The organism is Curtobacterium sp. Csp2 (assembly GCF_013347165.1).
Window position 1 is genome coordinate 2,797,403 of the sequence record NZ_CP054593.1, and the last position, 12,132, is coordinate 2,809,534.

Annotated in this window: 14 protein-coding genes and 1 tRNA gene; 6 read left to right on the forward strand and 9 right to left on the reverse strand. The window is 72.5% G+C overall.

Annotation, left to right across the window (positions count from 1 at the left end; translation table 11 throughout):
- Positions 1–327 precede the first annotated feature (327 nt).
- Together HUN59_RS13530 and HUN59_RS13535 are read right to left on the reverse strand one after the other, a co-directional pair.
- Complete coding sequence (locus tag HUN59_RS13530) at positions 328–1,170, reverse strand: NAD(P)H-binding protein (protein WP_174778631.1); 843 nt, start codon at positions 1,168–1,170, stop codon at positions 328–330.
- Between the two features lie 127 nt (positions 1,171–1,297).
- The gene (locus HUN59_RS13535) at positions 1,298–1,999 is read right to left on the reverse strand and encodes a hypothetical protein (protein ID WP_174778632.1); all 702 of its coding nucleotides are present in this window, start codon (positions 1,997–1,999) and stop codon (positions 1,298–1,300) included.
- Between the two features lie 43 nt (positions 2,000–2,042).
- On the opposite strand from HUN59_RS13535, the gene HUN59_RS13540 reads away from it, so the two are divergent.
- Positions 2,043–2,900 carry an acyl-CoA thioesterase gene (locus HUN59_RS13540; RefSeq protein ID WP_058740438.1) on the forward strand — a complete coding sequence of 286 codons (858 nt, stop codon included), beginning with the start codon at positions 2,043–2,045 and terminating at the stop codon, positions 2,898–2,900.
- Between the two features lie 236 nt (positions 2,901–3,136).
- Here HUN59_RS13540 and HUN59_RS13545 read toward each other — a convergent pair whose 3' ends face one another.
- The 5 genes from HUN59_RS13545 to msrA form a co-directional block, all read right to left on the reverse strand.
- Positions 3,137–3,592: an acyl-CoA thioesterase gene (locus HUN59_RS13545; protein WP_174778633.1), complete on the reverse strand. Its 456-nt coding sequence runs from the start codon at positions 3,590–3,592 to the stop codon at positions 3,137–3,139.
- A 30-nt stretch (positions 3,593–3,622) separates the two neighbouring features.
- Positions 3,623–5,308 (reverse strand): energy-dependent translational throttle protein EttA, encoded by a 1,686-nt coding sequence (gene ettA, locus HUN59_RS13550; protein WP_058742559.1) that lies wholly within the window; start codon positions 5,306–5,308, stop codon positions 3,623–3,625.
- Positions 5,309–5,371: 63 nt separating this feature from the next.
- Positions 5,372–6,001, reverse strand: coding sequence for a single-stranded DNA-binding protein (locus HUN59_RS13555; protein WP_174778635.1), 630 nt, complete (start codon positions 5,999–6,001; stop codon positions 5,372–5,374).
- 88 nt (positions 6,002–6,089) lie between these two features.
- Positions 6,090–6,296, reverse strand: a complete 207-nt coding sequence (locus tag HUN59_RS13560; protein WP_083520052.1) for a hypothetical protein — start codon at positions 6,294–6,296, stop codon at positions 6,090–6,092.
- Positions 6,297–6,333: 37 nt separating this feature from the next.
- The gene (gene msrA, locus HUN59_RS13565; RefSeq protein ID WP_174778636.1) at positions 6,334–6,861 is read right to left on the reverse strand and encodes a peptide-methionine (S)-S-oxide reductase MsrA; all 528 of its coding nucleotides are present in this window, start codon (positions 6,859–6,861) and stop codon (positions 6,334–6,336) included.
- A gap of 170 nt (positions 6,862–7,031) precedes the next feature.
- On the opposite strand from msrA, the gene HUN59_RS13570 reads away from it, so the two are divergent.
- The gene (locus HUN59_RS13570; protein ID WP_058742563.1) at positions 7,032–7,298 is read left to right on the forward strand and encodes a hypothetical protein; all 267 of its coding nucleotides are present in this window, start codon (positions 7,032–7,034) and stop codon (positions 7,296–7,298) included.
- A 65-nt stretch (positions 7,299–7,363) separates the two neighbouring features.
- Positions 7,364–8,566, forward strand: a complete 1,203-nt coding sequence (locus tag HUN59_RS13575) for a hypothetical protein (protein ID WP_174778637.1) — start codon at positions 7,364–7,366, stop codon at positions 8,564–8,566.
- A 63-nt stretch (positions 8,567–8,629) separates the two neighbouring features.
- Here HUN59_RS13575 and HUN59_RS13580 read toward each other — a convergent pair.
- Positions 8,630–8,702, reverse strand: a tRNA-Arg gene (locus HUN59_RS13580).
- Positions 8,703–8,716: 14 nt separating this feature from the next.
- Entirely contained in the window at positions 8,717–9,277 is a 561-nt protein-coding gene (locus HUN59_RS13585) for an AAA family ATPase (protein ID WP_174778638.1), read from the reverse strand.
- A gap of 468 nt (positions 9,278–9,745) precedes the next feature.
- On the opposite strand from HUN59_RS13585, the gene HUN59_RS13590 reads away from it, so the two are divergent.
- The 3 genes from HUN59_RS13590 to HUN59_RS13600 form a co-directional block, all read left to right on the forward strand.
- Complete coding sequence (locus HUN59_RS13590; protein WP_174778639.1) at positions 9,746–10,642, forward strand: acylneuraminate cytidylyltransferase family protein; 897 nt, start codon at positions 9,746–9,748, stop codon at positions 10,640–10,642.
- Positions 10,639–11,511, forward strand: coding sequence for an N-acetylneuraminate synthase family protein (locus HUN59_RS13595; protein WP_058742749.1), 873 nt, complete (start codon positions 10,639–10,641; stop codon positions 11,509–11,511). The genes HUN59_RS13590 and HUN59_RS13595 overlap by 4 nt, the downstream gene beginning before the upstream one ends.
- A gap of 51 nt (positions 11,512–11,562) precedes the next feature.
- The coding region (locus tag HUN59_RS13600) for a DUF6716 putative glycosyltransferase (protein WP_217483554.1) at positions 11,563–12,132 on the forward strand (570 nt) is incomplete at its 3' end.

Below are 12,132 nucleotides of genomic sequence, written 5' to 3' on the forward strand. Positions count from 1 at the left end.
GGTGCCCAGGCGCCTCGTGGGCGCGGAGAGTGGGATAAGAGCCCGGCCCGGCCCCGCCGCGGTCCCGGCCGACGAGCCGGGGGACCCCGGTCCCCGCCCCGTCCACGCCGATCTCGACGCGGTGGAGTCGCTCGCCCTCGCGCCCCTCGACGAAGCCGAGCTCTGGGCCTACCTCGCCCGCGCCGCCCACGCGATGACGAACACGTTCGACTGACCGCGGACCGGCTCACGTCGGCGACGCGACCAGGAGACGGACGGGAGGATCGTGGCGGGCCCGCCACGATCCTCCCGTCCGTCTGCCCCCCCCCCCGCTGTGAGTGGTGCGGACTACCGGACGTAGGACCCGTCGGCCAGGTCTTCGACCAGGGTCGGCCGCGTTGGGTGCCAGCCGAGGTCGGCGCGCGCGTGCGCGCCCGAGGCCTCCTGGTGGAGCAGCAGGGCGTCTGCGAAGTCGGCCCCCAGGCGCTCGCGCGACGCGTCGACGCTCTCCGCGACGACCGGTGAGCCGTGCGCGCCCGCCTCCGCCACCTCGCGCAGCGTCGGGTTGTCGCCGGACGCAGCCACCACGTAGCCGTCCTGCTCGGCGGCGTGCACCGCGAGCACGTACAGCTCGCCGAGGTCGTCGATGTGCACCGTCGTCCAGCGCTGGGAGCCGTCGCCGACCAGGCGGACCTCGTGCTCGCCGTCGCCGACGAACATCGCCGGGATGCCGGCGCCGCGGCCGTAGACGATGCCGGGCGCGACGATCGTCGTCCGCGCGGCGCTCGCCCGCACGCGTGCCTCGATCGGGGCGCGCCACGCGGTGAGGGCCGGCGGGTCCACCGGCGACTGCTCCGAGATGTCCGTCGAGTTCCCGAACGTGAAGATCCCGCCCGTGTGCACGAAGGGCTTCGGGGTCCCCGCGAGGGCCTCGGTCACGGTCTCCGTGAAGTCCGGGTCGACGTCCGCTGCCGAGGCCGTGTGCACGACCGCGTCGGCCTCGTGGGCGAGCCGGCGGACGACGTCGGTGTCCGTGACGTCGCCGACGATCGCGTGGCCGCCCGCGTCCCGGACGGCCTGCGCCTTCTGGTCGGAGCGGACGAGGGCCGTGACCTCGTGCCCGTGGGCGACGAGGGCGCGGAGGACGGAGGAGCCGATGTAGCCGGACGCGCCGGTGAGGAAGACCTGCATGCCGTCACCCAACCACGCGTGTCATGGTGCGGGGTGGACGTGGCGGTCTGGTCCGCTCAGGCAGACGGTCGCGGCGGCGGCGTCGTCGGTCGGGCGTCGCTCCGCGCTGGGCGGCTTCGGTTCGGGGTCAGACGCCGAGGGACCAGGCGCGGCGCTTCACGAGGACGTGCCCGCGCGAGGTCGTGAGCCGGCTCCACGGTCCGGTCTCGAACAGCCGGACGGGGTCGTGCCCGAGGAACCCGAGGCTCTCCCCCGCGAAGCCCGCACCGGCCGGCAGGTGCTCGATCCCGGGCACCGGACGGCCCCACACCTCGGACCGGATGCGGCGCACGATCGCCTCGCCCGCACTCGCCGGGACGGCGTCCGCGACCTCGGCGATGCCGTCCCGAGCAGCACGGCGGAGGAGCTCCGGCGAGACGTCCGGCAGCGGCACCCACCCACCGCGAGGCGGGCTGATCGCCGCCCAGGTCACGGTGTGCACCTCGTGCGGGAGCTCGACCTCGATCGGGGTGGCCCGGGTCGGGTCGGCTCCGTCGGCGCGCTCAGCGTCGTGGTGCTCCGCGAGCAGGCGGAGGCGTTCCTGCAGCGACGCGAGCGGCACCACGGCGTCGATCGTCGCGGGCTCGGTGAGCGAGAACGTGCGGAGGCCGAGCACCGTCGGCAGCTCGTCGAGCAGGCCGAGCGGGTAGAGGATCGCCGTGTACACCGCGAGGACGCCCGAGTCGGCGACGAGCCGGACGGACCCGTCCTCGATGCGGGCAGCGCGTCCGAGGTAGGTGCGGAGGTCGCCGAGCGAGGCGGCGTCGGGAAGCGTGAACGAGGTGCCCATGTCGGGTCCGATCCTACCGGGGGCCGGTTCGTAGACTGCGGGTGTGAACGGCGAACCCGACTTCCTCAGCACCCTGCGCCTCCAGGACACCGGCGCGAGCACGGGCGAGACGATCCTGACCGGGGCGAGCCACTGGTCCCCCGGCGGGCGGGTCTTCGGCGGGCAGGTCCTGGCGCAGTGCATCGTCGCCGCGCAGGCCACGATCGAGGGCCGGGACATCCACTCGATGCACGGCTACTTCCTGCGCCCGGGCGACATCGATGTCCCGATCACCTTCGGGGTGGAGCGCATCCACGACGGCCGGTCCTTCGCGACCCGACGCGTGCAGGCGTACCAGCGGGGCGTGCCGATCTTCTCGATGATCGCCTCGTTCCAACGCCCCGACGAGGGCGTCGAACACCAGGACCCGTTCCCCGTCGACGTCCCCGAGCCGGAGTCGCTGCCGTCCGCGGCGTCGATCCTGTCCGCGATCGACCACCCCGTCGCACAGGCCTGGGCCGAGCGGTCCATCGACCTGCGGCACGTCGAGGGCCCGGTGTTCGTCGACGTGCAGGGCGAGCGGGTGCCGCACCAGGCGGTGTGGTTCCGGGTGGAGGGGGCGCTGCCGGCCGACCCGGCCCTGCACCGGGCGGTCCTGGGCTACGCGAGCGACATGTCGATCCTGGAGCCGATCATGCGGCGGCACGGGGTGGCCTGGGGAACGCCGGGGGTGAAGAGCGCGAGCCTGGACCACGCGATGTGGTGGCACCGTGACGGTCGCGCCGATGACTGGGTGCTGTACGTGCAGGAGTCCCCGAGTGCGCAGGGCGGGCGGGGACTGGCGTTCGGCCGGATGTTCGCGCGGGACGGGCGGTTGCTGGCATCGGTGGCGCAGGAGGGGATGATGCGCGTCCCGCGGTGAGGGATGCGCTTCGCGCGGGGCGCGGGGCGCGGTGCGCGGCGCGCGGTGCCGCGCCGCAGCGCCGTCTGCGCTCGCACAACCGGAAGCACACCGCGCCGCGGATCGCCGTGGCGCGGTGTGCTCCCGGTTGTGCGGAGGCGCCTCCGCCCAGCCGGGCCCGCAGCGGCCGGGGCGGGCTAGGGGCCGGGGTCGGCAGGGCCGCGCTCGGCCGGCTCGACCCGTTCGGGCCCGCCGGGTCAGGGCCGGGAGAACTCGACCGGCGGCTCGGCGAACTGCTCACACGCGGCACGCTCGTCGGTGGTCAGGCGTCGCGGCCGGTTCGTCGCGGCGTCGACCATCACCAGCGCCGTGGTGGCACGGGTGTACAGGACGGCGGGCTCGACACCGACGGGCGACCAGACCTCGTACGACACGTCGATGCTCGCGCCGCCGATCCGCCCGATCCACATCTGCACGTCCAGCGGTCGGCGCAGGTACGGGATCGACGCGAGGTACTCGAGGCGCTGTGCCGCGATCACCGTCATCGTGCCCGATCCCGGGCGCCCGTCGATGATCGGGTCGGGCAGGTCGCCCTCGCCGTTCACGTCCGCGGGGTCGTGGCCCCAGAACCCCACGATGCGCGCCTCTTCCAGGAGGCGCAGCATCGCGGAGTTGTTCACGTGACCGTACGCGTCGATGTCGCTCCACCGCATGCGGATCGGAGCGTGCAGTCTCGCCACGGGTCAGTCGCGCGTGAGCTTGCGGTAGGTCGCTCGGCCGGGCTTCGCGGCGTCGGCACCGAGGCGCTCGACCTTGTTCTCCTCGTAGGCCTCGAAGTTGCCCTCGAACCAGTACCAGTTCGGCGTGCCGTCCTCGTTCAGGCCCTCCCACGCGAGGATGTGGGTCGCGATCCGGTCGAGGAACCAGCGGTCGTGGGTGATCACCACGGCGCAGCCCGGGTACTCGAGCAGGGCGTTCTCGAGGCTGCCGAGGGTCTCGACGTCGAGGTCGTTGGTCGGCTCGTCGAGGAGCAGGAGGTTGCCGCCCTGCTTGAGCGTGAGCGCGAGGTTCAGACGGTTGCGCTCACCACCCGAGAGCACGCCGGCCTTCTTCTGCTGGTCCGGACCCTTGAAGCCGAACTGCGACACGTAGGCGCGGGACGGGATCTCGGTCTTGCCCACCTGGATGTAGTCGAGTCCGTCGGACACGACCTCCCACAGGTTCTTGTTCGGGTCGATGCCACCGCGGCTCTGGTCGACGTACGAGATGTCGACCGTCTCGCCGATCTTCAGCGTGCCGGCGTCGAGCGGCTCGAGACCGACGATCGTCTTGAACAGCGTGGTCTTGCCGACGCCGTTCGGGCCGATGACGCCGACGATGCCGTTGCGGGGCAGCGTGAACGACAGGTCGTCGATGATGACGCGCTCACCGAACTGCTTGTGCAGCTTCTCGGCGTCGATGACCTGCGAACCCAGACGCGGGCCCACGGGGATGACGATCTCCTCGAAGTCGAGCTTCCGCGTGCGCTCGGCCTCGGACACCATCTCCTCGTAGCGGGCGAGGCGGGCCTTGGACTTCGCCTGGCGGCCCTTCTGGTTGCTGCGGACCCAGTCGAGCTCCGAGGACAGACGCTTCGCGAGCTTGGCGTCCTTCTTGCCCTGGACCTCGAGACGAGCGCGCTTCTTCTCGAGGTAGGTCGAGTAGTTGCCCTCGTACGGGTACAGGCGTCCGCGGTCGACCTCGGCGATCCACTGCGCGACGTGGTCGAGGAAGTACCGGTCGTGGGTCACGGCCAGGACGGCACCGTGGTACTGCTGCAGGTGCTGCTCGAGCCAGAGCACGGACTCGGCGTCGAGGTGGTTGGTGGGCTCGTCGAGGAGGAGCAGGTCGGGCTTCTGCAGCAGGAGCTTGCAGAGCGCGACGCGGCGCTTCTCTCCGCCGGACAGGTGCGTGACGAGCTCGTCCCCCGGGGGGCACTGGAGCGCGGCCATGGCCTGCTCGAGCTGGGAGTCGAGGTCCCACGCGTCGGCGGCGTCGATCTCCTCCTGCAGGGTGCCCATCTCGGCGAGGAGCGCGTCGAAGTCGGCGTCCGGCTCGGCCATCAGCGCGGAGATCTCGTTGAAGCGCGTGATCTTGCCGTGGATCTCGCCCACACCCTCTTGCACGTTCTCGAGGACGGTCTTCGACTCGTCGAGCTCGGGCTCCTGCATGAGGATGCCGACGGTGAAGCCCGGGGTCAGCTTCGCCTCGCCGTTGGACGGCTGGTCGAGACCCGCCATGATCTTGAGGATCGTCGACTTGCCCGCACCGTTCGGCCCCACGACGCCGATCTTGGCGCCGGGGAGGAACGACATCGTGACGTCGTCGAGGATCAGCTTGTCGCCGACCGACTTGCGGGCGCGGACCATCTGGTAGATGTACTCAGCCATATCGCGCCCAGTCTACTGACACCCCGCCGCGTCGGCGCCCCCGGATGACGGCGCTCCGGCAGGTCACGCCGCTGCCCGCCCCGCTGCGTCGACGTCGTCGGGGTCCGCGCCGTCGGCCGTGTCGACTCCGGTGCCCAGGTCAGCGGGCAGCACCGCCGGCGGCGCGAACTGCCCCTCGAGCGCGACCTCCGTGTGCCGGGCCGCCTCGGCGGGCTCCGGCAGGTCGTCCCGCTGGACGGGCCCGCCGTCGGCGAGCGCACCGTCGGTCCCGGCACCGTCGTCGGCGCCGTGGACCTCTCCGGTCTGCGGGTCGATCGTCGGCGACGTCCCCGGAGCCGCACTGTGCTCGTTCGCGTGCCGCGGCACGCGGATCCAGTTGCTGATGCCCCACGCGAGGTCGTGGCCGAGTCCCTCGGCGTCGATCTCGACGGAGGCACCACCTCGGCCGTCGCGTTCCCACGTCCGGATGCGGACGCGGCCCGTCACGACGACGCGGTCGCCCTTCTTCAGGGACTTGTGGACGTTCGCCGCGAGGGAGCGGAACGCGGTGACCGTGTACCAGTTCGTGGCGCCGTTGGTCCACGTGGAGTTCGAGCGGTCCCACCGGCGGGACGGGGACGCGAGCCGCATGCTCGTGATGGCGATGCCGGTGTCGGTGACGAGGTGGCGGGGCTCGTCCTGTGGACCGATCATCTGCAGAGGTGGGTTGTGGAGGACGAGTCTCCCCGTGCCTCCAGTCCGGCCCGTCGCGACCATGCGCCGGACCGACGCCCCGACTGGATCAGTGCGCTCGGAACTCCGGCCGGTCCGCGAGCGGACCGAGGGCCGCGTGCACCGCGCCCTTCGCGGACTCCAGCGACGGGTACGTGCCCCCGCCGGATCCCGACCGGCCGTAGAGCTCGACGTGGAACCCGTCCGATGCGCGGTGGATGCTGCCCACCGCGCCGGCCGGTCCGACCGCCACCCAGGTCCCGGTGTTGTCCATCATCGTTCGACCACCTCCTCGTGGCCCCGACGCCCGTGTCTCAGGACGCCAGGATGTACTGACTGTAGGCCTTGCGGACCTTGTTCACCTTGGGCAGTGCGACCGCCATGCAGTAGCCCTGTCCGGGGTTCTTCGCGAAGAAGTCCTGGTGGTACTCCTCCGCACGGTAGAAGGTACCCAGCGGCTCGATCGTCGTGACGATGCCACCGTCCCAGATGTCCGATGCACGCTGGATCGCCTGCTCGAACAGCGCGCGCTGCTCGTCGTCCGCCGGGAACATCGCCGAGCGGTACTGGGTGCCGACGTCGGCGCCCTGCCGGTTCAGCTGGCGCGGGTCGTGGAGCGTGAAGAAGACGTCGAGGATGACGTCCGCGGGGATGACCGACTCGTCGAACGTCACCGCGACCGCCTCGGCGTGGCCGGTGGCACCGGTGCAGACGGCCTCGTACGACAGGTTCTCCGTCGCGCCGCCGACGTAGCCCGAGACCACGTCCTGCACGCCCTGGAGCGTGCGGTACACGGCGTCGAGACACCAGAAACATCCACCTGCGAGCACGAACGTCGTCATGGGGGGAACCTACCTTCCTGGGCTCCGAGGGAGCCGCGATCCGGGTTGCCTCCTCCACAACCCGCACCGGGCCCGAAGTGTTCCCCAGGGAACTCGGGCGCGGCGCGGCTGTCGGTGGCGGTCCGTAGCGTTCCCCGCACACACCGCGACCGACCACCAGGAGGCACCACGTGCAGCGCACCACCGAACCCGCGTTCCGCATCCGCACCGCGCCCGTCGCGCGCAGCCGCGGCGACCTCCGGGTGCTCGACGTCCGCGACGACCTGAGCCGCGTCACCCGCGCCAACGGCGAGGTCGTCGGCTACGTCGACCGGGTGGACGTCGCCGGCGGGACGGCGTACCGCGCACGCCGCTACGTCGCGACCGAACGACGCTTCGTCGAGCTGCCGAACGTGTGGTCCGCCGACGACGCCGTGGACTGCCTCCGGTGGGGTTGAGCGGAAGCGGCGGAACGCCGCGCCACCTCCCCGTGACCGGGCTGTTCCGTGCGTAGGGTTCGCCCATGGACTGGTGGAACGAGCTGACCGACTGGACGTCGTCCGACAACGGGTGGCGTGTGCTGTCCGGCGCGATCATCCCCTTCGTGGCCATCGTCGTGGCCGGCATCATCGCCGCGCTGATCGGCCGCGGTGCGACGAAGCGCGTCGTCGCGATGCAGGAGCGCGAGAGCCGGAACGCGGCCGTCGCTGGTGTCGTCTCCGCGGCGCGCAAGGCGGCGACGTGGGGTTCCCTCGGGCACGATGAGCGGTCGTACGCCGACCACCTCGCCGAGGACGCCGACATCCGACTGCGGCTGCTCCCCGTGAGCGGTGCGCCCCTCGCGGCGAACTGGGCGCAACACGAGATCGCCGACATCAAGAAGAACTCGTCGACGTTCAGTTTCCAGGCCGACCAGTCCCTCGCCGAGTTCCGCGACCGGATGCTCGAGTGGCAGGCCCGTCCGAACCGCGCCAAGAAGCTCTTCAAGGCCGACCTCGAGCGCTGGAAGTTCGACTCGCCGGATCCCGACGCCGAGCTGATCGCCCGCCAGCAGGACTGGAGCGCGGACCAGCAGGACCGCCGCGAGCAGGACCGGCCGTCCACGCCGGCACCGGCGCCGGCCGCCGAGCGTCCGACCCCGACGACGACCGGTCTGCGACCGGCACCCCAGCAGCCTGGAGGCACGCCCTCCCCCGCCGCGCCCGTCGCCTCGTCCGCCGCTCAGGCACCGGCACCCGCTTCCGCAGCGGCACCGGCAGCGACCTCCGCGCCGTGGTCCGCGCGCTCCGGCAGCGAGGGCACGAACACCACGCGTGCCTACGGCGAGGGTGAGACCACCCCGCTCGACGGTGCTCCGATCCGTCCCGCACTCGGTTCGCCCGTCGCGTCGCGCAACGACGTGCCGCAGCGACCGGCAGCCTCGGTCGACCGCTCGGACGACGACGCGGTCGACGATCGCGCCGACGACCGCGCCGGGGACCTGTCCGACGACGTCCGTCCCGCCTCGGCTCCGCGCATCGCCTCCCCCACGGCAGCCGACGCGCACGTGAACCGCGCGACCGCATCGGGCTACGGGACGTCCACGACGAACACCACCTCGATCCCGACGCGCGTCGCCGATGCCCCGGCCGAGCCGACGGACTCGGACGAGACGGACGAGTCGCCCTACACGCAGCCGATCAGCGCGAGTGAGCTCCGACGCCGCGCCGCTGACGACGAGGACTGACCCCCACCACCGGTCCGCAGCGAGAGGCCGCCATCCCGACGGATGGCGGCCTCTCGTCGTCGGTGCCCCCGGCAGGAATCGAACCCGCGGCACGGTGGGTAGAAACCACCTGCTCTATCCACTGAGCTACGGAGGCGGACGGCGTCGATTCTAGCCTCGGCGCTCCGCGAGGTGCTGCACGAACCGGTCGACCTCGCGCTGCGTCCGGAGGTGCACGATCCGCAGGTGCGGGGCGGTGTGGACGAGTGCGGGCACCCGCTTCCGACTCTCGTGACGCACGCGGATCCCCCACCGGACGATGTGGCCCGGATCGGTGAAGAACGTCCACAGCGGCGGCTCGATGTTCCCGTTCCACAGGGGTGTGCGCCGGAGTCTTCGTCGGAGGGTCCGTCGCACGAGCCGCCACAGGGCGACCGGGACGGGGAGGTCGATCCAGACGAGGGTGTCCGCGCGGGCGGCGAGCATGTCCCGGGCGAGCGTGTACTGCCACTCGGTCACCCAGGTCGGCTCGCTGGTGTACGCCTCGACCTCCTCGAGGAAGGACTCCCGCGGCGTCCAGTCCGGCCCGTGGTAGATCGAGTCGATCTCGGTGTGCCGGATGCCGAGCGCGCGTCCGATGCGTCCGGCGGTCGTGGTCTTGCCGACGCCCGTAGTCCCGGCGACCAGGACGCGGCGGGGCTCCGGGACGAGGACGTCGTCGGCACCGAGCATCCCCCGACCCTAACCCCGCGGCGAGCGGGCGGAAGCGGCTCGCCCTGCGCGGTCGACCGCGCACGTTCCGCCCGCTCGCGCTGCCCCGGCGCTGCGCCCGCCGTCCCCCGGCACTTCCCGCTCCGGCCCGGGACCGAGCGGGCGGAAGCTGCGGCCCCAGTGCGCGGCCGGCCACTGGTTCCGCCCGCTCGCGCTCCCCCGACGCTGCGCCCGCCATCCCGCGCACCGAACGGGCGGAACCCGCTCGCCCCTCGCCACCGCCCGCGCGCGTTCCGCCCGCTCGCGCTCTCCCACCCGGCATCTGTCAGCCGTCGCACCGAGCGGGCGGAACTCGCTCGTCCCGCACGGCCTCTCGGACACATACCGCCCGCTCGCGATCCCCGCGCCCGCGCCCGCGACGCGGAGGGTTCCCCGGCCGTCTCCCTGTCGTTCGTCTCAGGGACACCGCGCCTCCGTACCGTCCGGTGCATGCGCTCCAGCGGAACCGTCGTGGCCGTCGTGCCCGCCCGCGCCGGTTCGAAGGGCATCCCGGGGAAGAACCTCCGGCCCGTCGGTGGGAGGTCGCTCGTCCGCCGTGCCGTCGAGGCAGCGCTCCGCACGGAGACCATCGACACCGTGGTGGTGTCGACGGACGGGGACGCCATCGCCGCCGAGGCCACAGCCGCCGGTGCCATGGTGGTCCGCCGCCCAGCCGAGCTCGCGGGTGACGAGGCGACCTCGGAGTCGGCGCTGCTCCACGCCCTCGACGCCCTCGCCACCGAGAGCACCGACGACGGGCGCGACGAGCACGACCAGCACCACGACCCCGAGGTCCTCGTCTTCCTGCAGGCCACCTCGCCGTTCATCGACCCGGTCGACCTGGACGCCGCGATCCGCCGCGTGCTCGACGACCACGCGGACGTCGTGTTCGCCGCTGCTCCCTCGCACGCCTTCCTCTGGCGCACGGACGCCCAGGGCCGGGCGGTCGCGGTCAACCACGACGCCGCCGTCCGACCGCGCCGCCAGGACCGGGAACCCGAGTACCGCGAGACCGGCGCCTTCTACGTCCTGCGCACGCGGGGCTTCCGGGAGCACCGACACCGCTTCTTCGGTCGGGTCGAGCTCGCGGTCGTGGATCCCCGCGGCGCGATCGACGTCGACGACCCGGCCGACCTGGCCCTGGCCTCCTCGCTCGCCCACACCCTCGACCGGCCGGCCGGCCAGCCGACGACCCCGGACGCAGATCGCCCAACGACGCGGCCCGCAGCCGCGTCCGGGACCGCCCGTTGGCCCCTCGCCGCCACGACCGACCGGATCCCGAACGCGAACCTGAAGCCGCACACGAACGCGGATCCGCACCCGTCCCAACAGAACGGAACCCCATGACCGTCTCCATCGGCACGTCCACCATCGGCGCCGGCCACCCCGCGTACCTGATCGGCGAGATCGGCCTGAACCACAACGGCGACGTCGACATCGCGAAGCGGCTCATCGACGTCGCAGCGGACGCCGGGCTGCAGGCCGTCAAGTTCCAGAAGCGCACCCCGGCGATCTCGACGCCCGAGCACATGAAGCAGACCCCACGCAGCACGCCGTGGGGCGAGATGACGTACCTGGAGTACCGCTACCGCGTCGAGTTCGACCGCGAGCAGTACATCGAGATCGGCGACCACGCGACCCTCCGCGGCCTCGACTGGTTCGCGTCGCCGTGGGACGAGCCGAGCGTTGCCTTCCTCGAGGACCTGAACGTCGTGGCGTACAAGATCGCCTCGGCCTCGGTGACGGACCTCGGGCTCCTCGCGGCCGTCGCGGCGACGGGCAAGCCGGTCATCCTGTCGACCGGGATGTCGACGCTCGAGCAGATCGACCGCGCCGTCGAGGCCCTCGGCACCGAGCGACTGGTCCTCATGCACGCGACGTCGACGTACCCGCTCCCCGCCGAGGAGGCAAACCTCCGCATGATCGACACCCTCGCCGGTCGCTACGCGGGGGTGCCGGTCGGGTACTCCGGCCACGAGCCGGGGCTGCAGATCTCGCTCGCCGCGGTCGCGCTCGGCGCCACGGCCGTCGAGCGCCACATCACGCTCGACCGCACGATGTGGGGCTCCGACCACGCCGCCTCGCTCGAGCCGCACGGCCTGCAGACGCTCGCCCGCGACGTCCGGATCATCGAGACCGCGCTCGGCGACGGGATCAAGAGGATCTTCCCGGGCGAGCAGGCGCCGATGGCCAAGCTCCGCCGTGTCGGCGCGTGAGCCGGCAGGACAGGCGCGTGAGCCAGCGGGACCGGTGAGCGGGGTGCGCGCGTGAGCGACGGACGTCGCGAGCCGACCGACGGACTGGAGGCGCGCCTCCCGTCCGCCGACCGGCCCCGCGTCCGACGCGTGGTCGGCCTGGTCGACACCGACTCGTTCGCGAAGTGGGGCGCCCACCTGCTCGCCGACGCTCCCGCGCACTGGCAGCTGGAGCTGCTCGTCGTCGACACCCCGAGGTCGGCGAGCCCCGCGCAGCTCCGGTCCGCGTTCCGGGGTCTGGACGGCCGACTCGAGCACCTCGCAGCGGCACCGCCGGCGCCCCTCGGGGTCGACGCACTCGTCGACCGGCTGCGAGCGGACCCGCCGGACGCGGTCCTGGTGGCGTGCATCGGCCCGGTCGCGGAGCTCCTGGTCGACGAGGTCGTCCGTCGGGTCCCGCGGCGGCCGGTGCTCCTGACGGGGCTGCCCGGCATCTCGTACCCGGCGAAGTGGAAGGGCGTCTTCTTCCGCGCGCGGGCCGACGTGTTCGTGCTGCACAGCCACCGCGAGGTCCGCGCCTACCGTGCCCTCGCGTCAGCGGGCGAAGGGCAACGTCGCGAGGGCGAACGACGGTTCGATCCC